Raw genomic sequence first — 23,509 nt, forward strand, 5'->3', positions numbered from 1 at the left:
CTGCCACGTCACGTGGCAGGGGGCCGGTCGTGTACCCCGGGCCGTCAGGTCAGTTGAAGCAGTCCTCGACGGTGTTGGCGCAGTTGGTGGGGTCGTTGTTGCTGATGAGGGACTTGTCGTCGAGCTTGACGTGTCCTTCGTTGTTGAGGACGCCGCCGGCGACCCGGTGGAGCTTGCTGGAGTCGGTGGCGGTGTTCTTGGTGACGTGGGTCTTGGTCAGGGTGATCTTCGCCTTGTTGTTGAAGATGCCGCCGCCGTTGAGGGCGGTGTTGCCCTTGATGTCGGTGTCGCGGATGGTGAGGGTGGCGTTGTCGTCCTTGTCGTGGTCGCGGGTGATGAAGCCGTCCTCGATCTTGACGAGCCACTCGCCGTTGTAGATGCCGCCACCGAAGCGGTTGGCGGTGTTGTCGACGATCTTGCTGTCGGCGATGGTGGCGCTGGCGTGCTCCTTGTCGTTCGGGTAGCCCCAGTGCTTGCCGCCGGTGACCACGACACCGCCGCCGTTGCCGTCGGCGTGGTTCTTGGCGACGTGGACCTTCTCGAGCAGCAGGTCGGTGTTCTCGGCGTAGACGCCGCCACCGTTCTCGCAGGCGGTGTTGCCCGTGATCGCGGTGAAGGACACCGTGACGGTGCCGCCGCTGCTGAACAGGCCGCCACCGTTCTTGCCGGCGCGGTTGTCCGACAGGCTGGACTTGACGCCGTCCTTGCCGTGGTCGGAACCGTAGATCTCGACCGTGCCGGCGTCGTGGTGCTTGTCCTTCTTCTTGTCGTGGTCCTTCTTGTCGTAGCCCTTCGGGGCTTCGGACGCCGCCGGGCCGTGCCCACCGGAACCGGAGAAGCCGCTGCCGTTGGCGATGCCGCCGCCGTTGCCGGCTGCGGTGTTGTCGTCGACGTGAGTCTTTTCGACCTTGAGGGTGCCCTCGTTGTAGACGCCGCCGCCGTCGCCCTGGGCGTGGTTGTCGACGACCTTGCTCTCCTTGAGCCAGGTGCGGCCGTAGTTGGCGATGGCGCCGCCGTCGCCCTCGGCGTTGTTGTCGACGAGCTTGACGTTGAACAGGTGCGCGCTGCCGCCGCGCTCGACCAGGAGCGCGCCGCCGTCACCCTCGACCCGCTTGTCGTCGTCCTTGCCGCCGTTCATGCCGTCGGCGACGGGCGTGGCGGTGGTGGCGGTGGTCGCCGCGGCCGGAGCCGCGACAGCCGGGGCCGGGGCGGCGGCAGCCGGGGCCGGGGCCGGGGCCGCTACCGCCGGGGCGGCGGCCGGGGCGGCGGCCGGCGCCTGGCCGCCGCTGGGAGCCCCGCCGCCGCCGGGAGCGCCGCCACCGCCGTACTTGAACTCGTTGGCGTTGCCGCCCTTGACCGTGAGGTCCTTGAGGGTGAGGTCGCCGCCGTCGACGACGCGGAAGATACGGAAGGTGTCTTCGGCGTCGCGCTTGATGGTGGAGCCGTTGCCCTTGATGGTGACGTCCTGCTTGATCTCGGGCAGGGCGGAGCCGAACTTGCGGTCCTTGACGCGGAGGTCGTAGGTGCAGTTCTCGGCGAGTTTCAAGGTGCCGCCGTGGTCGCGGTTGGCCAGGTCGAGGGCGTCGACCAGGGCGTCGTCGTCGCAGGGGACCTCGCGGGTCTTGCCGTGGTCGTCCTTGCCGTCCTTGTCCCACTCGCCCTTGTCCGGGCCCCACTCGCCGTGGTCGCGGCCTTCCTGGCCGCGGTCCTCGCCGTCCTTGCCGTACCCGTCCTTGCCGTACTCGCCCTTGTCGCCGTGGTCGCCGTCGCTGAGCTGCTGCGTGGTCGACCACTTGACGTCGGCGAGCCGGTGCGGACCGGTGACCCCGGTGGTCGCGTAGGCCACACCGGCGAGGCTGACCGCTCCGGTCAGGCCCACGACGCCGGTGGCGAGCCACATCCGGCGACGCCGGAGCGGGGAGATGGTCTTGCTGGTGGCGTCATCGTTATTGCGAAGGTAGTTGGACATCGGAGCTCTCTGCCCTCTCCTTGTACCTGACAAGGTCGCTTCGCCCTGGCGAGGCGGCCTTCGCTACAAATCGGTTGTAGCTGCTGAAGATGACCGTATGAGAACCTTCTTCGCCTCGTGGCCATACACGAAAAAAACCCGCATAAGGGTGCGGGTGGGATGGGCAGGCGCAGTGCGGTCCGGATGCCCCGCCGGGGGACACCACGGCCAGCCGGGCTGCTCCGGGGTGGGAGCCCTCCTCGCGCCGTGGCGCGGGGAGGGCTCCCCGGTTATGTGGTGGTTCCGTCAGTTGAAGCAGTCCTCGACGGTGTTGGCGCAGTTGGTGGGGTCGTTGTTGCTGATGAGGGACTTGTCGTCGAGCTTGACGTGTCCTTCGTTGTTGAGGACGCCGCCGGCGACCCGGTGGAGCTTGCTGGAGTCGGTGGCGGTGTTCTTGGTGACGTGGGTCTTGGTCAGGGTGATCTTCGCCTTGTTGTTGAAGATGCCGCCGCCGTTGAGGGCGGTGTTGCCCTTGATGTCGGTGTCGCGGATGGTGAGGGTGGCGTTGTCGTCCTTGTCGTGGTCGCGGGTGATGAAGCCGTCCTCGATCTTGACGAGCCACTCGCCGTTGTAGATGCCGCCACCGAAGCGGTTGGCGGTGTTGTCCACGACGGCGCTGTCGGCGATCGTGGCGCTCCCCTTGAGGCCGTCCTTCTCGGCCCCGTTCCCGGACCAGTCCCGCCCGCCGGTCGTCACCACGCCGCCGCCGTCGCCGTCGGCGTGGTTCCCGGCCACGTGGATCTTCTTCAGCAGCAGGTCGGTGTTCTCGGCGTAGACGCCGCCACCGTTGCCGCAGGCGACGTTGCCGCCGATCGCGGTGAACGAGACGGTGACCCAGCCGCCGCTGCTGAACAGGCCACCACCGTTGTGACCCGCCCGGTTGTGGCTCAGCGTGCTCAGCGAGGCGTCCTTACCCTCGTGCGCCCCGATGATCTCGACGGTGCCCGCGTGGTGCTTGCCGTGCTCACCCTTGCCGGCCTTCGCGGCCGAGGCGAGGTCGACCGGCCCGTCGTGGTGCTCACCGGTGCCGTTGGCGATGCCGCCGCCGTTGCCGGCTGCGGTGTTGTCGTCGACGTGGGTTTCCTCGACCTTGAGGGTGCCCTCGTTGTAGATGCCGCCGCCGTCGCCCTGGGCGTGGTTGTCGACGACCTTGCTCTCCTTGAGCCAGGTGCGGCCGTAGTTGGCGATGGCGCCGCCGTCGCCCTCGGCGTTGTTGTTGACGAGCTTGACGTTGGACAGGTGTGCGCTGCCGCCGCGCTCGACGAGCAGCGCGCCGCCGTCACCCTCGACTCGCTTGTCGTCGTCCTTGCCGTCGTCCTTGCCGCCGTTCATGCCGTCGTTCATGCCGTCGGCGACGGGCGTGGCGGTGGTGGCGGTGGTCGCCGCGGCCGGAGCCGCGACAGCCGGGGCCGGGGCCGCGACAGCCGGAGCGGCGGCCGGCGGCTGGCCGCCGCCGGGAGCGCCGCCGCCGTACTTGAACTCGTTGGCGTTGCCGCCCTTGACCGTGAGGTCCTTGAGGGTGAGGTCGCCGCCGTCGACGACGCGGAAGATACGGAAGGTGTCTTCGGCGTCGCGCTTGATGGTGGAGCCGTTGCCCTTGATGGTGACGTCCTGCTTGATCTCGGGCAGGGCGGAGCCGAACTTGCGGTCCTTGACGCGGAGGTCGTAGGTGCAGTTCTCGGCGAGCTTCAGGGTGCCGCCGTGGTCGCGGTTGGCCAGGTCGAGGGCGTCGACCAGGGCGTCGTCGTCGCAGGGGACCTCGCGGGTCTTGCCGTGGTCGTCCTTGCCCCACTCGCCGTGGTCGCGGCCTTCCTGGCCACGGTCCTTGCCGTCCTTGCCGTACCCGTCCTCGCCCTTCTCGCCGCCCTTCCCGCCCTCGGCGCGGGAGTCGTCACCGGCGTTCTGCGGCGCGGCGGCGTGGTTCTCCGCCACCGGGTCAGTGCCGGACTTGTCGTCGCGGGCGGCGAGACCGCCGAGCGCCGCCAGCCCGACGACGCCGGTCAGCCCGGCCACGCCGGTGGCGACCCAGAGCGCCCGCCGCCTGCTCGTCCGCGGCGGGGGCGCCATCGGCGCGCCGCCGTCGGGTGTGGTTACGTCGTTCGACATGAGAGCCCCTTCGGTTCTTCCCAAACGGGTCGCTCCGCCCCAGGCCGGGCGACCAGCTACAAACCGGTTGTAGCCTCTGATCAGCACCGTATGAGAAGGTTCCTCGCGAGGGAGACGTATCCGAAAAAAGCCCGCATTCCTCCCACGATCGGCGGTCCGTGACCAACCACGTGAGCGGACCGGAACGGCCCAGACAGCGGCGGGGCCCCACCACCTGCCGTGGAGGCGCGGTGGTGGGGCCCGCCGGAGATTGCGGCCCGCGGGGATCAGCCGGGCAGGCGGGGGCCCGCCTCACGCTGCTCGGCCAGCCAGGTCTCCACGTCGGCGGAGGCGCGCGGCAGCCCGGCCGACAGGTTCACCGGGCCGCCGGCGGTGACCAGGATGTCGTCCTCGATCCGCACGCCGATGCCCCGCAGCTCCTCCGGGACCAGCTCGTCCTCCGGCTGGAAGTAGAGCCCCGGCTCGACGGTGAGCACGTACCCCTCGCCGAGCGGCCCCTCGCGGTAGGTCTCCTTGCGCGCGTTGGCGCAGTCGTGCACGTCGATGCCGAGCATGTGGCTGGTGCCGTGCAGCGTCCACCGCCGGTAGACGGTGGAGGCCGGGTCCATCGCCTCGTCCACGCTCACCGGCAGCAGCCCGAGATCCTTCAGCGCCTCCGCCAGCACCCGCATCGAGGCCAGGTGCACGTCCCGGAACGCCACGCCGGGCCGGCACATCTCGATGCCGGCCTGCTGCGCGGCGTACACCGCGTCGTAGACCTGACGCTGCAACGGCGTGAACCGGCCGTCGACCGGGAGCACCCGGGTCACGTCGGCGGTGTAGAGGTTGCGGTTCTCCACGCCCATGTCCATCAGCAGCAGCTCACCCGGACGGGTGGCGCCGTGGTTGTGCACCCAGTGCAGGATCGTGGCGTGCTCGCCGGCCCCGACGATCGAGCCGTAGCCGACGTCGTTGCCGTCGTGCCGGGCGCGCAGCGCGAAGACGCCCTCCAGCAGCCGCTCCGAGACCCCGCGGTCGGCGGGCAGGGCCCGTGCCACGTCCTCGAAGCCGCGCACCGTGGCGTCGCACGCCTCCTGGAGCTGCGCGATCTCCCACTCGTCCTTGACCAGCTTCAGCTCGGAGATCGCGATCGCCAGCTCCCGGTCGCGGCCGGGCTGCCCCTCGGCGCGTGCGCCGTCGTAGGGACGCACGGCCGCGTCCACCCGGGCGTCGAAACCGCGAAGCACCCGGGTACGCCCCGGCGCCAGCTCGGCCAGCGCCGCGTCCAGCTCACCCAGGTCGGCCGTCCGCAGGCCCAGCTCGGTGGACTTCTCCCGCAGCGTCGGCCGGCGGCCCACCCACAGCTCACCGTGGCGGCTGCGGAAGAACTCGTCGGTCGCCCGGGACGACCGGGGCCGCATGAACAGCGTGGGCTCGCCGCCCGGCCGCAGCACGAGGACACTGTCCGGCTCCAGGTCGCCGGTCAGGTACGCGAAGTCGCTGCCCGGCCGGAACCGGTGGTCGGTGTCGTTGGCGCGTACCTTCTCGTTGCCGGTGGGAATGACCAGCGTCTCGCCCGGGAAGGCCTCGGCCAGCGCGGCCCGCCGCTTGGCGTGGTTGGGCGCCTCCGGGCGCGGGGTGACCGGCAGTTCGGTGTCCCGCCAGCCCTGCCGCATGAACGACAGGAACGCCTCCGGGAAATCCGGGTCGTGCGACTCCGTGCCGTCCGCCGCCTTGCCCTGCCGGGTCCGCTCCTCGGCCATGATCCGCCCCTCCCTGAGCCTCGTCGCTGGTCCCGACGGTACCGCGCGCACGGCAGCGGGAGGTGCCTGCGGTGCCGCGACGGTGGCTTCCGGCGCGTGGAAAGATGGCGGCCATGTGCGGACTCCTGGCCTTCTTCAGCGCGCGCGGCGACGCCGCCGCCCACCGCGACAACATCGCCGGCGCACTGGAGTGCCTGCACCACCGTGGCCCGGACGAGACAGGGGTCGAGGTGGTCGGCGACGCGTCCGGCCGGTACGCGGACGGCGTGTTCGCGCACAAGCGCCTGGCGATCATCGACGTGGCCCTGAGCCACGAGCCCCTGCCCTACGCGGGCGGGCGTTACCTGCTCACCTTCAACGGCGAGATCTACAACTACATCGAACTGCGTGAGGAGCTGATCCGCGACTACGGCGCACAGTTCGCCACCAACGGCGACGGCGAGGTGATCGTCGCCGGCTACCACTACTGGGGTGAGCAGGTGCTCACCAAGCTGCGCGGCATGTTCGCGTTCGTGATCTGGGACCGGCAGGAGCGGCGGGCCTTCGGCGCGCGGGACTACTTCGGCATCAAGCCGCTGCACTACCTCCAGACGCAGGACGGCCTCTACCTCGCCTCGGAGAAGAAGGCGCTGCTGCCGTTCGCGCACTCGGCGTACCAGGGCGACGCGGGCATCGACACCGCCAACCTGAGCCACTACCTGACCCTCCAGTACGTGCCGGAGCCGGGCACGCTGCACAAGGGGATCAGCCGGATCGGGTCGGGGGAGTACCTGACCTGGACCCCGGGTGGCCGGATCGAGGTGCGCCGCTGGTACCGCCCGGTGTTCCGGCCGGCCCCGGTCTCCGACGAGCAGCGGCTCTACCACGACATCCGGGAGACGCTGCGCGAGAGCGTACGGATGCACATGCGCTCGGACGTGCCGGTCGGCTCGTTCCTGTCCAGCGGCATCGACTCCACCGCGGTGGTGGCGCTGGCCCGCGAGTTCAACCCGAACATCCTCACCTTCACCGTCGGCTACGACGTGCCCGGCTACTCCGAGATCGACGTGGCCCAGGAGTCGGCCCGGCACCTCGACGTGACCACGATCCCGACCAAGATCGGGCCGCAGGACATGATCGAGGCGCTGCCGAAGATCGTCTGGCACCTGGACGACCCGGTCGCCGACCCGGCGCTGGTGCCGCTCTACTTCGTGGCGAAGAAGGCCGCCGAGCACGTCACCGTGGTGCTCTCCGGCGAGGGCGCGGACGAGTTCTTCGGCGGCTACACGATCTACCGGGAGCCGCTGTCGCTCAACGCGGTCAACAGCCTGCCCGACGGCGTGCAGAAGGGCCTGCGCGCGGTGTCCAAGGCCTTCCCGCAGGGGGTCAAGGGCAAGAGCTTCCTGGAGCGCGGCACCACCCCGATCGAGCAGCGCTACTACGGCAACGCCCGGATGTTCACCGAGGAGGAGAAGCAGCACCTGCTGCGCCGCTACGACCCCTCGGTGCGCTACACCGACGTGACCGCGCCGATCTACGCCGAGTGCACCGAGCTGGACGACGTCACCAAGATGCAGTACGTCGACCTCTACACCTGGCTGCGCGGCGACATCCTGGTCAAGGCCGACCGGATCTCGATGGCGCACTCGCTGGAGGTGCGGGTGCCGTTCCTGGACCGGGAGGTGTTCAACGTCGCCGCCGGCATCCCGGTCGACCTGAAGCTGCCGCCCCGCTCCGAGGCCACCAAGTACGCGATGCGCCAGGCCCTCCAGGGCGTCGTGCCGCCGGCCATCGTCAACCGCAAGAAGCTGGGCTTCCCGACCCCGACCCGCGTCTGGCTGCGCGGCGAGATGTACGAGTGGGCGCGGCACGTGCTGGCCACCTCGGGCGCCGGTGACCTGATCGACCTGTCGTACGCGATGCGCCTGCTGGACGAGCACAAGCGGGAGGAGGCCGACCACTCCCGCAAGGTGTGGACCGTGCTGATCTTCTGCATCTGGCACGCCATCTTCGTGGCCAAGACGCTCGACCCGGGCATCCAGCGCAACCAGTCCGCGCTGCTCACCAAGCCGGTCGTCGGCAGCATGGTCCGCTGAGCCGGCAGACGTGACAGGGCCCCCGGGGTACGCCCCCGGGGGCCCTTCTCACTGCGGGATCACCTGCCGGTGCAGGTGACGGTCGGCAGGGAGTTGGTGCCGGAGAAGTTCGCGGTGAAGCCGAACGTGGTGGTGCCCTCCGGCGGGACGCTGCCGTTGTAGGCGGCGTTGGAGACGCTCACCGACGCCCCGCTGCCGCTCAACGTGCCGTTCCACACCTGGTTGATGGTCTGGCCGCTGGGCCAGGTCCAGTTCGCGGTCCATCCGGAGTACGTCCGGGTGCTGTGGTTCATGATCATCACTTCGCCCTGGAAGCCGCCGTTCCAGGCGCTGACCACCTTGTACACCGCCATGCAGGAGCCGGACGGCATGCTCGGGCTCGTGGTCGGCGCGGGCGTGGTCGGCGCCGGGGTGGTCGGCGCGGGCGTCGTCGGGGCGGGCGTGGTGGGCGCCGGGGTGGTCGGGCCGGGGCTGCCGCCCGAGCCGATCCCGGTCACCTCGCCGTTACCGCCGTCGAACGTCACGTCCGAGCAGCCGAAGAAGTTCTCCTGGCTGTCCGAGCGGACCCAGCGCGAGTAGATGATGTGCCGGCCGCTCTTGTTCGACGGCAGGTTGCCGCTGAAGTAGTAGTGGCCGTCGTTGGTGCCCACAGCGCCGCGCTGCGGCGGGTTGGTCACCTGGAGGAACGGCTGCTCCTCCAGGTCGCTCCAGGCCAGCGGCCGGTTCGGGCTCCAGCTGTCCTTGGTCACGTAGAAGTAGAACGTGCCCGGGTGGTGGGCCCAGTTGCTGTACCGGAACTCGATCGACCGGCCCGCCGTCAGGTGGGTGATCGGCCAGTCGTTGCGCGCCGCGTCGTACCCGCTGAAGCCGGGGTTGCCGCCGCTGCACAGCTTGCCGTCCGGGATGAACCCGACGGTGCGCCCGCCGGCGTCGGAGCGCAGCACGCTGAACCAGTTGTAGAGCGAGTTCGCCCCGTTCGCGGCCACCGCCGACGAGCAGGCGGGGTTGTTCGGCCGGATCTCACCGGTTCCGGTGAGGCCGTCCTTCCAGCACAGGTAGGTGCGGGCGCCCGGCGTCATGGCCGCGCCGTGCGCGGCCGCCGGTCCGGAGTTGGTGGCCAGGGCGAACGCGCCCAGGGCCAGGGTGGCGGCCGCGGTGAGCAACGCGGCCGTACGGGATCGGTGCACGGGGATCTCCTGACTCGCGGAGCGTGGCCCGGTTCGGCCCGCCCCGCTGCGACGAGCGGATGCGACGATCGCGGTGCCCGCGCCCGGTCGGCGTGCGGCCGGGGCCGTCGGCGGGCGCGCACCGCCTGCGGTCCGTTGCCACGGACCGTGGATGCCCTCGCGTCGGCTCGACCCGGCGGCCGGCGACGCGGCAGCCCCCCGCGTCGTCACCCGGCACCGCCATCCCACCATGTCGGGGCGCGGCCCGCAATAGGTGCTGCTCGATGTCCGGGTCGCGGCGCGCGGCGACCCCGGCATGCGCCAGGATCGGGGGAGGACGACGAGGGGAGCCAGGATGGGTTACGCGGTGGTGCTCGGCGAGGCGCTCGTGGATCTGCTGGAAGCCGCACACGACGGGGAGCCCGTCTACCGGCAGGCGATCGGCGGCGGGCCGCTCAACGTGGCGGTGGCGGTCGCCCGGCTCGGCGGGGACGCGCGGTTCGTCGGGTCACTCGGCGACGACGCGCTGGCCGGGCGGATCCGCGCCTTCCTCACCGGCGCCGGGGTGGACGTGAGCGGGACGGTGACGGTGCCGGCGCCGACCGCGCTCGCGGTGGCCACGTTCGCCGGCCCCGAGCCCGACTTCCGCTTCTACGGCGAGCCCCGCTCGTACGCGCTGCTCGGCCCGGACGACCTGGACGTGGCGCTGATCGAGGGCGCGGACGTGCTCTACTGCGGCTCGATCGTGCTGCTCGAGCCGCCGGTGCTGGCCGCCGCCCGCCGCGCCTGGTCGATCGCCGGCGGGCTGCGCGTGTTCGACCCGAACGTCCGGCCCAGCCTGCTCACCGCGCCGGACGCGCTCGACCGTCTGCGCGCGGTGGTCGCCGAGTTCGCCGCCGCCGCGCATCTGGTCAAGCTCAGCGCCGCCGACGCGCGGGTGCTCTACCCGCACGAGCCGGTCGCGGGCGTGGCCGCGTACCTGCGGGAACTGGGCGCGAGCGCCGTCGTGGTCACGCTCGGCGCGGACGGCGCCCTGGTCGCCGCCGCCGACGACGTGGTACGCGTACCCGCGCCGAAGGTGACGGCGGTGGACGCCACCGGCGCCGGTGACTCGGTGATGGGTGCGCTGGTGGCCGAGCTGCTCGCCGCCGGTGAGCCGGTCGACCCGATCGGCTGGCGGGAGCGGGTCGCGTTCGCGCTGCGGGTGGCGGCGGTGGTCTGCGAGTCCCCGGGTGGCGCCACCGCCATGCCCACCCGTACCCGGGTGGCCGCCCGCTTCCCGTGACCCGCCCGCCCTCAGGGGCGGGAGCGGGCCATCGTCAGGACGGCGGTCAGGGACAGGAACGCGGCACCGGCCAGGACCACCGCCATCGGCAGCGCGCTGCCCTCGCCGCCGAGCCCGGCCAGCGGGGCGGCCAGCGCGCCCACGACCGACTGGATGCCACCCATCAGCGCGGCGGCGGTGCCCGCGTGCCGGGCGTGCGCGTCCAGCGCCAGCGCGGTGCTGTTCGGCATCACCATGCCGAGCGAGCCGACGAAGGCGAACAGCGCCACCGCCGTCACGGCCAGGCTGCCGGCCAGCGCGCCGGTCAGCACCCCGGCCGCCGTGACCAGGCCGGCCACGAGCGTGGTGACCAGCAGCCGGCGCGGCGTGAACCGGTCGAGCAGCCGGGCGTTCGCCTGCCCGACCGCGACCAGGGCGAGCGCGTTGACGCCGAAGACGACGCTGAACACCGCCGCGGAGACGCCGAAGACGTCCTGGAACACGAACGACGACCCGGAGATGTACGCGAACAGCCCGGCGAACGCGAAGCCCTGCGTCAGCGCGTACCCGAGGTAGACCCGGTCGGCGAGCAGCGACCGCATGGTCCGGAGGGTGGCCCCCAGCCCGCCGGTGCTGCGGCGCTGCGCCGGCAGCGTCTCCGGCAGGCGCAGCGCGACCGCGACGGCGAGCACCGCCCCGATGACGGCGAGCGTCACGAAGACGGCCCGCCACGAGCCGAACCGCAGCACCAGGCTGCCCACGCCCGGCGCCGCCACCGGCGCCACCCCGAAGACCAGGGTGAGCCGGGAGAAGTACTTCGCGGCGTCCCGTCCCGAGTAGAGGTCGCGGACCACCGCGCGGGCGACCACCACGCCCATGCCGCCGGCGACGCCCTGGGCGAACCGCGCGGCGGCCAGCAGCGGGGCGTTCGGCGCGGCGGCGCACGCCAGGGCCAGCACTGTGTACGCGACCACGCCGACCAGCACCGGACGGCGGCGCCCCCAGCGGTCGCTGAGCGGGCCGGTGACGAGCTGACCCAGGGCGAGACCGATCAGGCAGGTGGTCAGCGAGAGCTGGATGCCGGCCTGGTCGGCGCCGAGGTCGCGGGTCATGGCCGGGAACGCCGGCAGGTACATGTCCAGCGACAGCGGGCCGATCGCGGTGAGCGAGCCGAGCAGCACCAGCAGCGTCACCCCGGTGGAGGCGGTGGTGCGGTCGGCGGTCGGGCGCGCGGCGGCCGGCGCGGCGTTGCTCACGAGTGGGTACCCCCTGGATCGGTGCGTCCGGGGTACCTTACATCTGTAGTCAGAACTATTGCGATGTGAGGCGGGTGACCCCGTGGCGACGAACGAGCAGGTCGCGCGCGTCGGCGCGGTCGTGGGGGAGCTGCACCGGCTCCTGCGCCGGCGGACCGGGGCGCGCGTGGGACGAGACCCGCTGCCCGAGGCGCAGGTGGAGTTGCTCCTGCTGGTCCGGGAGACGCCGGGGATCAGCGGCAAGGAGGTGGCCCGCCGCCTCTGCACCGCGCCCAACACGGTGAGCACACTGGTCCGCGACCTCACCGACGCCGGGCTGCTGGCCCGTGACCGCGACCCCGGCGACCGCCGCGTGCTGCGCCTGCGCGTGACCGAGGCCGCCCGGGCGCGGATGGCCGACTACGAGACCAACCGCGCCGCGCTGCTCGACGAGGCCCTGGCCGAGCTGGATCCGGCGGCGCGGGCGGCGATCCTGGCCGCCGCCCCGCACCTCGACGCGCTGCTCGGCGCCCTGCGGGGACATGTCCGGCCGGCCCCCGGAAACCCGGTGGCCGTCGCACCGGCCCGCCCCGCATGATCACCGGATGGCGCTGCACCAGGACGAGATACCCGTGGACGAACAGATCGTCCGGGCACTGCTGACCGAACAGCGCCCCGAGTGGGCCGCGCTGCCGCTGACGCCGGCCGGCGCCGGGACCGACAACACGATGTACCGCCTCGGCACCGATCTGCTCGTCCGGCTGCCCCGGACCGCGGACAAGGCCGGTGCCCTGCGCAAGGAACAGCGGTGGCTGCCCCGGCTCGCGCCGCTGCTGCCGTACCGGGTGCCCGAACCGGTGTACGCCGGCGTCCCGGCCGGCGCCTTCCCGCTGCCGTGGTCGGTGCAACGGTGGATACCGGGCGACGAGGTCCGGCCCGGCACCGTCGGCGACTGGGCCGCGCTCGGCGCCGACCTGGCCGTGTTCGTCCGGCGCCTGCACGCGGCCGACCTGCTCGGCGCGACCCGCGCGGGCCCGCTGAGCGGATACCGCGGCGGCAGCCTCCGCCCCTGCGACACCTGGATCTCGGCGGCGCTCGACGACTGCCGGCGCCGGATCGGCGACGAGACGGACGTCGACACCCTGGTCCGGCTCTGGCGGGACGCCCTCACCCTGCCCGAACCGGCCGGCCCGCACGTCTGGCTGCACAGCGACCTCAAGCCCACCAACCTGCTCGTGCACGACGGCCGGCTGCGGGCGGTCATCGACTTCGGCGGCCTGACCGTCGGGCACCCCGACGCCGAACACGCGCCGATCTGGGACCTCCCGCCGCAGGCCCGGCACGCCTACCGGGAGGCGCTCGGCGTGGACGACGTGACCTGGGCGCGGGCCCGCGCCTGGGCGCTCGGGGTGGCGGCCGGCGGCGTCTCCTACTACTGGGACACGTTCCCGGCGTTCGTCGCCGAGTGCCGCAACCGCCTCCGCGAGATCCTGGCCGACGCCGGATGAGCCCGGCCGCCGGTCAGGCCGTGCCGTCCAGCTCCGCGTAGCCGCGGCGGGCAGCGACCAGGCCCGGCCGGGCGCCGAACGGCGACTCGGCCGCCACCCGCTCCGGCGGGGCGCTGCCGGTGTGCCCGGCGCGGATCAGCCACGCCTGCCGCGCGAGCTGCGCGTGCTGGTCGCGGACGAAGTCCACGCCGACCAGCTCGCCGTGACCGGGCACCACCACCGTCGCGGGCGTGGTCATCCGCAGCAGGTCGGCCAGCGCGTCCGGCCACTTCAGGGGGTACGACTCCTCGAACGCCGGTGGCCCGCTCTGCTCCACCAGGTCGCCCGCGACCAGCACGTCCGCGTCCGGCACGTGCACCACCAGATCGGCGTCGGTGTGCCCGTGCCCGGGATGGCGCAGCACCACCCGCCGGCCGCCCACGTCGAGCACCGTCTCCTCGTGCACCTCGTGCGTCGGCGCCAGCAGCTCGGTACGCGCCAGCTCCTCGGCCAGCGCCGGATGCCCGGCGCGCATCTCCTCGTACGCGGCGCGGCGCACCGCGTCGGACCGGTCCCGCAGCGCCGCCGCGGCCTGGGCCTGCGCGTAGATCGAGGTCTCCGGACCGGCCAGCGTGGCGTTGCCGAAGCAGTGGTCGAAGTGGTGGTGCGTGTTCACGATCGTCCACGGGTACGGCGTCACCGCCCGCGCCGCCTCCGCCAGCTCCCGGGCCTGCCCGGCGGTGGAGAGCGTGTCCACCAGCAGCGCCGCGCCGTCACCGACCACCAGCACGACGTTCACCGCGAGCACCGGCTCACGTCTCACGTGCACCCCGGCGGCGACCTCGGAGAAACCGGCGGTCATGACGGTCCGAGGGCCCGCTCGACGAAACGCTGCCGGTCGACCAGCGCCCGCTCGACGCGCCCCCGCGCCGCCACCGTGGGCCCGTCGGTGACGGTCACGTCGAAGACGAGCCGCTTGCCGTCGACCTTGACCAGCTCGGCGTGGGCGGCCACGGTACGCCCCACCGGTGTGGCCGCGCGGTGCTCCAGCTCCACCCGTACGCCGACAGTGGTGGACCCGGACGGCATCCGGGTCGCGGTGGCGGCCACCGTCGCCGCCTCGGCCAGCGCCAGCACCCGGGGTGTGCCGAGCACCGGCACGTCCCCGGAGCCGACCGCCTGCGCGGTGTCGGCGTCGGTCACTGTCAGCTCGACCCGGGCGGTCAGGCCCGGCGTGAAGGGCGACTCCGGCTGCTCCTGCATGCGGCCGAGCCTAGTGCAGCCGACCCGTGGCCGTACGGCGTCCGAGCCGCCGCCGGCCCGGTCGGCACCGCCCGCCCGCAGGCCCGCCGGTCGCCCGCCGTTAACCTTGTCCGCGATGGCCGAGCTGACCCAATCTCCGACCCCCGCCCCCGACGCGACCACCGAGTCGCCCGACGGTGGGCGCCGCCGTGTGATCGCGATGACCGTCTGGGGCGTCGCCTTCGTCGTCGCCTGGCTCGCCATCGGCCTGCCCACCGACCCGGCGTACGCGTTCCTGTGGATCTGGGCCGGCACGATCGCGTGGAACTCGGCCCGCCCGTGGCGCAGCCACCTGCGGTTCGCCCGGGACTGGATCCCGGTGGTGCTGCTGCTCGCCGCGTACAACCTGTCCCGGGGGTTCGCCGACAACGGCGCCACCCCGCACGCGATGGAGCTGATCGTCGCCGACCGCTTCCTCACCGGATGGCTCACCGGCGGCGAGGTGCCGACGATCTGGCTCCAGGAGCGCCTGTACGACGCGTCCGAGGTGCGCTGGTGGGACGTGCTGGTGAGCTGGATCTACTTCTCGCACTTCGTGGCGACGTTCGCCGCCGCGGCCGTGCTGTGGATGCGTAACCGGCAGCGCTGGATCGCGTACATGTCCCGCTGGGGCTTCCTGTGCGCGGCCGGACTGGTCACCTACTTCGCCTACCCGGCCGCGCCGCCGTGGTGGGCGGCGCAGAACGGGCTGCTGACCGAGGTCGCGCGGATCTCCACCCGGGGCTGGAAGGAGATCGGCATGCACGGCGCGGGCAACCTGCTCAACGCCGGGCAGATCGCCTCCAACCCGGTGGCCGCGATGCCGTCGCTGCACACCGCGTTCGCGCTGTTCGTGGTGTTGTTCTTCATGCGCTCGGTGCGGAAGCGCTGGTGGCCGCTGATGCTCGCGTATCCGCTGGCCATGACGTTCACGCTGATGTACAGCGGCGAGCACTACCTGATCGACGTGCTCGTCGGCTGGGCGTACGTGGGCATGACGTTCCTGGTGGTCGGCCTGGCCGAGCGCTGGTGGGCGGCGCGGCGGGCCCGGCACGCCGGCGAACCCGCCGTCGCGGCAGTCGCCCCGCCCGCCGACGACGTCCCGGACCGGGTGGCCGGCGACCGGGACGCGGTGCCCGCCGAGCGCCGGTAGACCGTCGGCGCGGTCCGCCGTCCCGGGGGACCACGCCACCGCTGTCACGGCGGCCGGTCGGCTGCCGTGACAGCGGACCGGCCGCCGCACCCACCACCGCCGCCGGGCCGCCGGCGGGTCAGCGGTCGCCGTCGGTCCGGCGGGCGGCGCGCGACCGCTCGGTCAGCTCCGCGGCCAGCTCCCACGCGTCGGCCAGATCCCGGTCGACGGCCGCCGCCCCGGCCCCACCGGCGGTGTCCGCGTGCACGGTGGCCAGCCGCAGCAGCCGCTGCACCGGACCGCGGGTGACGCGCACGCTCTGGATCCGGGCGTACGGCACCAGGGTCAACTGCCTGGTCACCAGCCCGGAGCGGGCCACGAAGACCTGCTCGTCGAGACCGGCGCCGACCACCTTGCGGCTCAGCGGGCGCAGCCACCGGGCCCGCGACGGGGGCGGCGTGGCGGGCAGCGCGTCCAGCCGTACGCCGGGCAGCACCTCCGCCACGATCATCGCGCCGGTGCCGGCGTCGCCGACCGGCAGCAGCCGGTCCGGGCGGTTGCGGTCGTCCGGCTCACCGGCCGAGTAGCCGGCCACCTCCAGCCGCAGCCGCAGCCATCCCTTCATCCGCCAGAGCAGCGGCCAGGTCGCCCGTACGGTCTGCACCCGGTGCAGCGGCACGGTCTGCACCCGCGTCTCCAGCAGCCCGTTGTGCACGCGCAGCGTGCCGTCGTCCCGGTCGAGCCGGAAGCTCCAGTCGTCGAGCACCCGGCGGATCGGTTGCAGCACCACGCCGGCCATCGCGGTGAGCGTGCTCGCCACCGCGATGAACGACCACGAGCCCTCGGAGAGGAACTGGGCGCCGACGAACACCAGGCCCAGCGGCAGCAGGAACGCCTGCGGCGTGAGCAACTGGCTGATCAGCAGGTCCTGGTTGCGTACGGCGTGCAGCCGGCGCCCCTCCGGCACGGGCGCGACCGGCGCGCCGGGCTCGGCCGCCGGAACCGGTGCCGGGGCGGACCGACCGGCCACCGCGAGCAGCCGCTGCCGCAGCGCGGTGGCCTCGGCCACGCTGAGGTAGGCCAGCGGCGCCTCGGTCTTGCCCCCGCCGACCACCTCCAGCCGCAGCTCGGCCAGGCCGGTGAGCTGGGCCAGCAGGGGCCGGACCACCTCCACCGCCTGCAACCGCTCCAGCGGGATGGCCCGGGTACGCCGCCACAGCAGGCCCTCGTAGACCCGCAGCTCGCGGCCCACCAGGTGGTAGCCGGTGTTCCACCAGCTCACCACCGACAGCACAGTGGCGCCGAGCACGAAGACGGTGACCAGCACCGCGAACCAGCCGAACCCGACGCGCGACAGCGTCGACCAGGAGAGCCCGGCGATCACCACGACCAGCGACTTCGCGCCGTGCAGCGCCGGGCTGAGCGGATGCAGCCGCTGCCGCGGCTCCTCGCCACCGGCGGGCGGCCCGGCGGCCGGACCCCACGGTCCGGGGTACGGCGGAAGCGGCGCGGGCCACGGCCCGGGCGCCGCGTCGGTGCCGGGCGGTCCATGGCCGGGTGGCGGTGCGTATCCGGGAGGTGGTCCGTACCCGGGAGGTGGCCCGTATCCGGACGGCCCGTATCCGGACGGCGGTCCGGGGACGGGCGGTGGCCCGTATCCGGGCGGTCCGGGGACGGGCGGGCCGTAACCCGGCGCGGGCGGCCAGGGATACCCGTTGGCAGGCTGCCCCGGCGCGGGCGGCTGTCCCGGAGCAGGTGGCTGCGCCGGCCCGGCCGGCTCAGGCGGGTCGGGCGGCGCGGGCGGGCCGGGCGTCGGCTCGGGCCGGTCGTCGCGGGGCGGCGGGGCGCCGGAGTCGCTCCGTTCGCTCACAGGCCCTCCGCCCGGTCCTCGCCCAGCGCGGTGAGCCGGTCGCGCAGCCGGGACGCCTCGGCCGGGCGCAGCCCGGGCACGCGGGCGTCGCTCGCGGCGGCGGCGGTGTGCAACTGCACGGTGGCGAGGTCGAAGGCGCGCTCCAGCGGACCCGCGCTCACATCGACGAACTGCATCCGCGAGTACGGCACGATGGACAGCCGCCGCACCAGCAGGCCGTGCCGCACGAGCAGGTCGTCGTCGCGCTCGGCGTACCCCCAGGCGCGGACGGCGCGCACGATGGTGACCGACCGCCAGACGCCGAGCAGCAGCGCCCCGCCGACGGCGGCGCCGAGCAGCCAGTGCCCGGCCAGCGCCCAGGCCACGCCGAGCACCACGAGCGCCACCGCCAGCCCGATGCCGAGCCGGATCAGCTCCACCCAGATCAGGTCGCGTGAGATCGGCTGCCAGCGGACCGTGTCCGGCCAGGGCTCCAACGCGCTGCGCGAGGCGGGGGGAGGGCCGGCGGGGCCGTCACCGCTCACCGGGAGGACCTGCCGTGCTCGCCGCCGGTACGGGCTCGGATCATCTGCTCGCTCACGCTTCGAGCGTAGGCGATCAGGGAAGCGGGACGACCTCGCGGAGGAAGCCGCGTGCGTCGAGGAAGTCACCGAGGGAGCCCCGGTGGTCCGGGCAGGCCAGCCAGGTCTTGCGCCGGTCGGGCGCGTGCAGGCGGGGATTGTGCCAGCGGAGCTGGTACGCGGCGGGTGCGCGACACCCCCGCGCCGAGCAGATCAGCGTCTCGTCCGGGGTGGTGGGAGTCGTCACCGGGGCGAGTCTAGAGGCCGCACGCCGGGAGTTTTAGCGCCGGGCGGCCACGGGGGGAGCCGCCCGGCGACGGGGTGAATCGTACACACTGCGGACCCCTTGTTGTCCACCCGTGTTCAGCGTTTCTCGCGCGGCGGGACGGCGTGGCCGGACGGCACGGCGAGAATCGTGCCTCTCCCACCCTCGGCTCTCAGCGAGGCATGACAGTCTTGATACGCACCACGCCGCGACGACGACCCTGCTGTGGAGGACCGGTGGCCCAGCCGACCACACCCGACGTGCCGAACCCGACCGAGGTGGCGCCGGACGCGCCGCCCCCGGCGGGCACCACCCCGGCGCAGGACGCCACGCTGCTGGAGCGGGCGCTGTTCGAGACCAAGCGGGTGATCGTCGGCCAGGACCGGATGGTCGAGCGGATGTTCGTCGCGCTGCTGGCCCGGGGTCACTGCCTGCTGGAGGGCGTGCCGGGCGTGGCCAAGACGCTCGCCGTGGAGACCCTGGCCCGGGTCGTCGGCGGCTCGTTCGCCCGGGTTCAGTTCACCCCCGACCTGGTGCCCGCCGACATCATGGGTACCCGGATCTACCGGCAGTCCAGCGAGAAGTTCGACGTCGAGCTGGGCCCGGTCTTCGTCAACTTCCTGCTCGCCGACGAGATCAACCGCGCGCCGGCCAAGGTGCAGTCGGCGCTGCTGGAGGTGATGAGCGAGCGGCAGGTCTCCATCGGCGGCGAGAGCCACCGGGTGCCCGACCCGTTCCTGGTCATGGCCACCCAGAACCCGATCGAGCAGGAGGGCGTCTACCCGCTGCCGGAGGCGCAGCGGGACCGGTTCCTCATGAAGATCGTCGTGGGGTACCCGACGGACGCCGAGGAGCGCGAGATCGTCTACCGGATGGGCGTCGCCCCGCCCGAGCCGGCCCGGGTGTTCGACACCCCGGACCTGGTCGCCCTCCAGCACAAGGCCGACCAGGTGTTCGTGCACAACGCGCTCGTCGACTACGCGGTCCGGCTGGTGCTCGCCACCCGGGCGCCGGCCGAGCACGGCATGCCCGACGTGGCCCAGCTCATCCAGTACGGCGCCAGCCCGCGCGCCTCGCTCGGCCTGGTCCGGGCCACCCGCGCGCTGGCGCTGCTGCGCGGCCGGGACTACGCGCTGCCGCAGGACGTGCAGGACATCGCGCCGGACATCCTGCGCCACCGGCTGGTGCTCAGCTACGACGCGCTCGCCGACGACGTACCGGCCGACCACATCGTGCACCGGGTGATGTCGACCATCCCGCTGCCCGCCGTCGCGCCCCGCCAGCAGGCCACACCGCCGCCGCCGGCCGTACCGCACAACGGATGGCCCGGGCAGCGGCCGTGACCCCGCCCACCCCGCTGAGCGCCACCGGCGACCGCTCGGGGGCCGCGCTGGCCCGGCTCCAGCTCATGGTCACCCGCAAGCTGGACGGGCTGCTCCAGGGCGACTACGCCGGGCTGCTGCCCGGTCCGGGCAGCGAGGCGGGGGAGTCCCGGGAGTACCGGCCCGGCGACGACGTGCGCCGGATGGACTGGCCGGTCACCGCCCGCACCACGATGCCGCACGTGCGGCGTACGGTGGCCGACCGCGAACTGGAGACCTGGCTGGCCGTCGACATGTCGGCCAGCCTGGACTTCGGCACCGGGCGGTGGCTCAAGCGGGACGTGGCGGTGGCCGCCGTCGCCGCGCTGGCCCACCTCACCGTGCGGGGCGGCAACCGGATCGGCGCGGTGGTCGGCACCGGCGGGCCGGGGACGATGCTGCGGCTGCCCGCCCGCTCCGGCCGCAAGGAGGCCCAGGGGCTGCTCCGGGCGGTCGCCGGTGCCGAGATCCGGCCGGGCCGCAGCGACCTCGGCGCGCTCGTCGACATGCTCAACCGGCCGCCCCGGCGGCGCGGCGTGGCGGTGGTGATCTCCGACTTCCTCGCGCCGCCGCAGCAGTGGGGCCGGCCGCTGCGTAAGCTGCGGGTCCGCCACGACGTGCTGGCCGTCGAGGTGGTCGATCCGCGGGAACTGGAACTGCCCGACGTGGGGGTGCTGCCGGTGGTGGACCCGGAGAGCGGGGAACTGCACGAGGTGCAGACCGCCGACCCGGGCCTGCGCCGCCGGTACGCCGAGGCGGCGGCCGCCCAGCGTGGGGCGATCGCCGCCGAGCTGCGCGCCGCGGGCGCGGCCCACCTGCGCCTGCGTACCGACCGAGACTGGCTGCTGGACATGGTGCGTTTCGTCGCCGCGCAGCGGCACGCCCGCACCCGGGGGACGACTCGATGATCCGTTTTCTGCAACCGTGGTGGCTGCTGGCCGTGCTGCCGGTGCTCGCCCTCGCCGCCGCGTACGTCTGGCGGCAACTGCACCGCCGGCAGTACGCGCTGCGGTTCACCAACGTCGACCTGCTGCGTACCGTCGCGCCCAAGGGACTGGGCTGGCGGCGGCACGTCGCGGCCACCGCGTTCCTGCTCTGCCTGCTGGTGCTGGCGACCGGGCTGGCCCGGCCGGCGATCGACACCCGGGAGCCGCTGGAACGGGCCACCGTGATGCTCGCCATCGACGTGTCGTTGTCGATGCAGGCCGACGACGTGTCGCCGAACCGCCTGGAGGCGGCGCAGGAGGCGGCCAAGCAGTTCGTCGGCGAGCTGCCGGAGAGCTACAACCTGGGGCTCGTCTCGTTCGCCAAGTCGGCGAACGTACTGGTGCCGCCGACCAAGGACCGGGCCGCCGTCACCGCCGCGATCGACGGGCTGGTGCTGGCCGAGGCGACCGCCACCGGCGAGGCGGTCTTCACCTGCCTGGAGGCGATCCGCTCGGTGCCGGCCGACGGCGCCGCCGGCATCCCGCCGGCCCGGATCGTGCTGCTGTCCGACGGCTACCGCACGTCGGGCCGCTCGGTCGAGGAGGCCGCCGCGGCGGCGCAGGCGGCGAACGTGCCGGTGTCCACCATCGCGTTCGGCACCGACTCGGGGCAGGTCGACATCGGCGGGCAGCTCCAGCGGGTGCCGGTGGACCGTACCGCGCTGTCCCAGCTCGCGGAGACCACACAGGGCTTCTTCTACGAGGCCGCGTCGGCCAGCGAGCTGAAGCAGGTCTACCAGGACATGGGCAGCTCGATCGGCTACCGGACCGAGCCGCGCGAGATCACCCAGTGGTACGCGGGGATCGCGCTGCTGCTGGCCCTGTGCGCGGGCGGGCTGAGTCTGCTCTGGACGTCCCGGCTGCTCTGAGCCGGAACCGGCCGGCGGTGGTCAGTGACCGCCGCCGGCCAGTACGAACAGGACGGCCACCCAGACGGCGGCGAGGGTGAAGCCCAGCGGGGCGACGTAACGGCTCATGAGTGTGCTCCGTGGCGACGGTCGGCCCGGTGCGGGCCGTGGGGGGTCGGGGCGTACGCGCACGAAGTCGTGACCGGGTGCTCCGCCGCGCGGCAGGCACGCCCCGGTGTGTCGGCCGGAGAGCGGATGCGGTGCGGAGGGCGGGAAGCGGGTCAGCCGCGTCGACGGAGCCGTGGCTCAGCGGGGCTGACGGTGGGCCCGGCCACGACTGGGAGGATCGCTATCTCGCACAGCGATCACCTCCTGCGGTCGGCGGAGCCCGGAGCGGGCACGGAGCGGCCCGCAGACGCGATCATCGTACACCGGGGGATGGGTGCGCCGCGCGCGCGGCCGCCGGTCCCGCGGACCCCGGCTGACGACGGCCGGGGTGGGCCCGGTGACCTGCGCGGGTTAGCGCTTACCTGTCGGTAACCCCTAGGCTCCGACCGACCGAGAGATCACTGGAGCAGAGGGGGATCCGTGGCCCGAACCGTGCTGGTGACCGGCGGGAACCGGGGGATCGGCCTGGCCATCGCGCAGGCGTTCGCCAAGCAGGGCGACCGGGTGGCGGTGACGTACCGGAGCGGCGAGGCTCCCGACGGCCTGTTCGGGGTGCGGTGTGACGTGACCGACGCCGAGTCGGTCGACGCCGCGTTCACCGCGATCGAGGCCGAGCTGGGCCCGGTGGAGGTGCTGGTCGCCAACGCCGGCATCACCGACGACACGCTGATCATGCGGATGTCCGAGGAGCAGTTCGCCCGCGTCCTCGACACCAACCTGACCGGCTCGTTCCGGGTCGCCAAGCGGGCCTCGACCAAGATGCTCCGCGGCCGCTGGGGGCGGATGGTCTTCATTTCCTCGGTGGTCGGTCTGTCCGGCGGCGCGGGCCAGGTCAACTACGCGGCCAGCAAGGCCGGCCTGGTCGGTGTGGCCCGCTCGATCACCCGCGAGCTGGGCACCCGCAACATCACCGCGAACGTGGTGGCGCCCGGCTTCATCGACACCGACATGACCGCGGGCCTGCCCGAGGAGCGCAAGGCGGAGATCCGCAAGTCGATCCCGGCCGGCCGGATGGCCACCCCGGACGAGGTCGCGGGCGTCGTCACCTGGCTCGCCTCGGACGCGGCCGGATACGTCACCGGCGCCGTCATCCCGGTCGACGGCGGCCTCGGCATGGGTCACTGAGCAGAGCACGGAGGAGACACGCAATGTCCGGACTTCTCGCCGGTAAGCGGCTGCTGGTCACCGGCGTCATCACCGACGCGTCGATCGCCTTCTCGGTGGCGAAGCTCGCCCAGGAGAACGGCGCCCAGGTCGTGCTCACCGGCTACGGCCGGCTTTCCCTGGTGGAGCGGATCGCCAAGCGGCTGCCCGAGCCGGCGCCCGTGATCGAGCTGGACGTCTCGAACGAGGAACACCTGGCCGGGCTGGCCGACAAGGTACGCGAGCACGTCGACGGCCTGGACGGCGTCGTGCACTCGATCGGGTTCGCCCCGCAGAGCTGCCTCGGTGGCGGATTCCTCGACGCCCCCTGGGCGGACGTGGCGACCGCGCTGCAGGTCTCCACCTACTCGTACAAGTCCCTCGCCATGGCCGCGCTGCCGCTGATGTCCGCCGGCGGCGCCGTCGTGGGTCTCACGTTCGACGCCACCAAGGCGTGGCCGGTCTACGACTGGATGGGCGTGGCCAAGGCCGGGCTGGAGTCCGCCTCCCGCTACCTGGCGCTGCATCTGGGCAAGCAGGGCATCCGCAGCAACCTCGTCGCGGCCGGCCCGCTGCGCACCATCGCGGCCAAGTCCATCCCCGGCTTCGACCAGTTCGAGGACGCCTGGACCGAGCGGGCCCCGCTGGGCTGGAGCCTCACCGACTCCGAGCCCGCGGCCCGGGCCTGCCTGGCGCTGCTGTCCGACTGGTTCCCGGCCACCACCGGCGAGATCGTCCACGTCGACGGCGGCTACCACGCCATCGGCGCCTGAGGTTGAAGGAAGGGCCCCTTCTTAACGCCTCGTGCAGAG

General features: G+C 73.2%; 20 protein-coding genes. 10 read left to right on the plus strand and 10 right to left on the minus strand.

Annotated features, from left to right (window positions below):
- Positions 1-49 precede the first annotated feature (49 nt).
- The 3 genes from ABIH81_RS18030 to ABIH81_RS18040 all read right to left on the minus strand — a co-directional run bounded on the left by ABIH81_RS18030 (position 50) and on the right by ABIH81_RS18040 (position 5,856).
- Positions 50-1,969 carry a hypothetical protein gene (locus ABIH81_RS18030; protein ID WP_349876065.1) on the minus strand — a complete coding sequence of 640 codons (1,920 nt, stop codon included), beginning with the start codon at positions 1,967-1,969 and terminating at the stop codon, positions 50-52.
- A gap of 285 nt (positions 1,970-2,254) precedes the next feature.
- Positions 2,255-4,114 (minus strand): hypothetical protein, encoded by a 1,860-nt coding sequence (locus tag ABIH81_RS18035; protein ID WP_349876066.1) that lies wholly within the window; start codon positions 4,112-4,114, stop codon positions 2,255-2,257.
- Between the two features lie 266 nt (positions 4,115-4,380).
- Positions 4,381-5,856 carry an aminopeptidase P family protein gene (locus tag ABIH81_RS18040; RefSeq protein ID WP_349876067.1) on the minus strand — a complete coding sequence of 492 codons (1,476 nt, stop codon included), beginning with the start codon at positions 5,854-5,856 and terminating at the stop codon, positions 4,381-4,383.
- Positions 5,857-5,969: 113 nt separating this feature from the next.
- Here ABIH81_RS18040 and asnB point away from each other — a divergent pair, with 113 nt between their 5' ends.
- Positions 5,970-7,931 (plus strand): asparagine synthase (glutamine-hydrolyzing), encoded by a 1,962-nt coding sequence (asnB, locus tag ABIH81_RS18045; protein WP_349876068.1) that lies wholly within the window; start codon positions 5,970-5,972, stop codon positions 7,929-7,931.
- A gap of 59 nt (positions 7,932-7,990) precedes the next feature.
- Here asnB and ABIH81_RS18050 read toward each other — a convergent pair whose 3' ends face one another.
- Complete coding sequence (locus ABIH81_RS18050; RefSeq protein ID WP_349881144.1) at positions 7,991-9,124, minus strand: lytic polysaccharide monooxygenase; 1,134 nt, start codon at positions 9,122-9,124, stop codon at positions 7,991-7,993.
- Between the two features lie 328 nt (positions 9,125-9,452).
- On the opposite strand from ABIH81_RS18050, the gene ABIH81_RS18055 reads away from it, so the two are divergent.
- A complete protein-coding gene (locus ABIH81_RS18055; RefSeq protein ID WP_349876069.1) occupies positions 9,453-10,382 on the plus strand; it encodes a carbohydrate kinase in 930 nt (309 codons plus the stop codon).
- A gap of 11 nt (positions 10,383-10,393) precedes the next feature.
- On the opposite strand, the gene ABIH81_RS18060 is transcribed toward ABIH81_RS18055, so the two are convergent.
- A complete protein-coding gene (locus ABIH81_RS18060; protein ID WP_349876070.1) occupies positions 10,394-11,617 on the minus strand; it encodes a multidrug effflux MFS transporter in 1,224 nt (407 codons plus the stop codon).
- Positions 11,618-11,699: 82 nt separating this feature from the next.
- Here ABIH81_RS18060 and ABIH81_RS18065 point away from each other — a divergent pair, with 82 nt between their 5' ends.
- Positions 11,700-12,194: a MarR family transcriptional regulator gene (locus ABIH81_RS18065; RefSeq protein WP_349876071.1), complete on the plus strand. Its 495-nt coding sequence runs from the start codon at positions 11,700-11,702 to the stop codon at positions 12,192-12,194.
- 7 nt (positions 12,195-12,201) lie between these two features.
- A complete protein-coding gene (locus ABIH81_RS18070) occupies positions 12,202-13,104 on the plus strand; it encodes an aminoglycoside phosphotransferase family protein (protein ID WP_349876072.1) in 903 nt (300 codons plus the stop codon).
- Positions 13,105-13,117: 13 nt separating this feature from the next.
- Here the strand turns inward: ABIH81_RS18070 and ABIH81_RS18075 are convergent, their stop codons facing one another.
- Both ABIH81_RS18075 and ABIH81_RS18080 read right to left on the minus strand, forming a co-directional pair.
- Positions 13,118-13,945: an MBL fold metallo-hydrolase gene (locus ABIH81_RS18075; RefSeq protein ID WP_349876073.1), complete on the minus strand. Its 828-nt coding sequence runs from the start codon at positions 13,943-13,945 to the stop codon at positions 13,118-13,120.
- Entirely contained in the window at positions 13,942-14,346 is a 405-nt protein-coding gene (locus ABIH81_RS18080) for a hotdog domain-containing protein (protein ID WP_349876074.1), read from the minus strand. The genes ABIH81_RS18075 and ABIH81_RS18080 overlap by 4 nt, the downstream gene beginning before the upstream one ends.
- 115 nt (positions 14,347-14,461) lie before the next feature.
- On the opposite strand from ABIH81_RS18080, the gene ABIH81_RS18085 reads away from it, so the two are divergent.
- Positions 14,462-15,517 carry a phosphatase PAP2 family protein gene (locus tag ABIH81_RS18085; RefSeq protein WP_349876075.1) on the plus strand — a complete coding sequence of 352 codons (1,056 nt, stop codon included), beginning with the start codon at positions 14,462-14,464 and terminating at the stop codon, positions 15,515-15,517.
- Between the two features lie 118 nt (positions 15,518-15,635).
- Here the strand turns inward: ABIH81_RS18085 and ABIH81_RS18090 are convergent, their stop codons facing one another.
- The 3 genes from ABIH81_RS18090 to ABIH81_RS18100 all read right to left on the minus strand — a co-directional run bounded on the left by ABIH81_RS18090 (position 15,636) and on the right by ABIH81_RS18100 (position 18,173).
- Positions 15,636-16,928, minus strand: a complete 1,293-nt coding sequence (locus tag ABIH81_RS18090) for a PH domain-containing protein (protein WP_349881145.1) — start codon at positions 16,926-16,928, stop codon at positions 15,636-15,638.
- 434 nt (positions 16,929-17,362) lie between these two features.
- Positions 17,363-17,890, minus strand: coding sequence for a PH domain-containing protein (locus ABIH81_RS18095; protein ID WP_349876076.1), 528 nt, complete (start codon positions 17,888-17,890; stop codon positions 17,363-17,365).
- Positions 17,891-17,963: 73 nt separating this feature from the next.
- Positions 17,964-18,173 (minus strand): hypothetical protein, encoded by a 210-nt coding sequence (locus tag ABIH81_RS18100; RefSeq protein WP_018788370.1) that lies wholly within the window; start codon positions 18,171-18,173, stop codon positions 17,964-17,966.
- A gap of 254 nt (positions 18,174-18,427) precedes the next feature.
- Here ABIH81_RS18100 and ABIH81_RS18105 point away from each other — a divergent pair, with 254 nt between their 5' ends.
- The 5 genes from ABIH81_RS18105 to fabI all read left to right on the plus strand — a co-directional run bounded on the left by ABIH81_RS18105 (position 18,428) and on the right by fabI (position 23,470).
- Positions 18,428-19,534, plus strand: a complete 1,107-nt coding sequence (locus ABIH81_RS18105; RefSeq protein WP_013287375.1) for a MoxR family ATPase — start codon at positions 18,428-18,430, stop codon at positions 19,532-19,534.
- A complete protein-coding gene (locus ABIH81_RS18110) occupies positions 19,513-20,460 on the plus strand; it encodes a DUF58 domain-containing protein (protein ID WP_269705125.1) in 948 nt (315 codons plus the stop codon). The genes ABIH81_RS18105 and ABIH81_RS18110 overlap by 22 nt, the downstream gene beginning before the upstream one ends.
- A complete protein-coding gene (locus ABIH81_RS18115) occupies positions 20,457-21,407 on the plus strand; it encodes a VWA domain-containing protein (protein WP_349876077.1) in 951 nt (316 codons plus the stop codon). The genes ABIH81_RS18110 and ABIH81_RS18115 overlap by 4 nt, the downstream gene beginning before the upstream one ends.
- Positions 21,408-21,974: 567 nt before the next feature.
- Positions 21,975-22,679, plus strand: a complete 705-nt coding sequence (locus ABIH81_RS18120; RefSeq protein ID WP_349876078.1) for a beta-ketoacyl-ACP reductase — start codon at positions 21,975-21,977, stop codon at positions 22,677-22,679.
- Between the two features lie 23 nt (positions 22,680-22,702).
- Positions 22,703-23,470 carry an enoyl-ACP reductase FabI gene (gene fabI, locus ABIH81_RS18125; RefSeq protein WP_128138316.1) on the plus strand — a complete coding sequence of 256 codons (768 nt, stop codon included), beginning with the start codon at positions 22,703-22,705 and terminating at the stop codon, positions 23,468-23,470.
- Positions 23,471-23,509 lie beyond the last annotated feature (39 nt).

Origin of the sequence: Micromonospora sp. HUAS YX12, from assembly GCF_040215685.1 — a bacterium.
GTDB classification, from domain to species: Bacteria; Actinomycetota; Actinomycetes; order Mycobacteriales; family Micromonosporaceae; genus Micromonospora; species Micromonospora tulbaghiae.

Excerpts from the sequence above, each read along its gene's own strand:
- fabI (WP_128138316.1), top strand. The coding sequence starts at position 22,703 with ATGTCCGGACTTCTCGCCGGTAAGCGGCTGCTGGTCACCGGCGTCATC.
- ABIH81_RS18055 (WP_349876069.1), top strand. The coding sequence starts at position 9,453 with ATGGGTTACGCGGTGGTGCTCGGCGAGGCGCTCGTGGATCTGCTGGAA.
- ABIH81_RS18040 (WP_349876067.1), bottom strand. The coding sequence starts at position 5,856 with ATGGCCGAGGAGCGGACCCGGCAGGGCAAGGCGGCGGACGGCACGGAG.
- ABIH81_RS18030 (WP_349876065.1), bottom strand. The coding sequence starts at position 1,969 with ATGTCCAACTACCTTCGCAATAACGATGACGCCACCAGCAAGACCATC.
- ABIH81_RS18035 (WP_349876066.1), bottom strand. The coding sequence starts at position 4,114 with ATGTCGAACGACGTAACCACACCCGACGGCGGCGCGCCGATGGCGCCC.
- ABIH81_RS18110 (WP_269705125.1), top strand. The coding sequence starts at position 19,513 with ATGGCCCGGGCAGCGGCCGTGACCCCGCCCACCCCGCTGAGCGCCACC.
- ABIH81_RS18075 (WP_349876073.1), bottom strand. The coding sequence starts at position 13,945 with ATGACCGCCGGTTTCTCCGAGGTCGCCGCCGGGGTGCACGTGAGACGT.
- ABIH81_RS18115 (WP_349876077.1), top strand. The coding sequence starts at position 20,457 with ATGATCCGTTTTCTGCAACCGTGGTGGCTGCTGGCCGTGCTGCCGGTG.
- ABIH81_RS18085 (WP_349876075.1), top strand. The coding sequence starts at position 14,462 with ATGGCCGAGCTGACCCAATCTCCGACCCCCGCCCCCGACGCGACCACC.
- ABIH81_RS18080 (WP_349876074.1), bottom strand. The coding sequence starts at position 14,346 with ATGCAGGAGCAGCCGGAGTCGCCCTTCACGCCGGGCCTGACCGCCCGG.
- asnB (WP_349876068.1), top strand. The coding sequence starts at position 5,970 with ATGTGCGGACTCCTGGCCTTCTTCAGCGCGCGCGGCGACGCCGCCGCC.
- ABIH81_RS18070 (WP_349876072.1), top strand. The coding sequence starts at position 12,202 with ATGGCGCTGCACCAGGACGAGATACCCGTGGACGAACAGATCGTCCGG.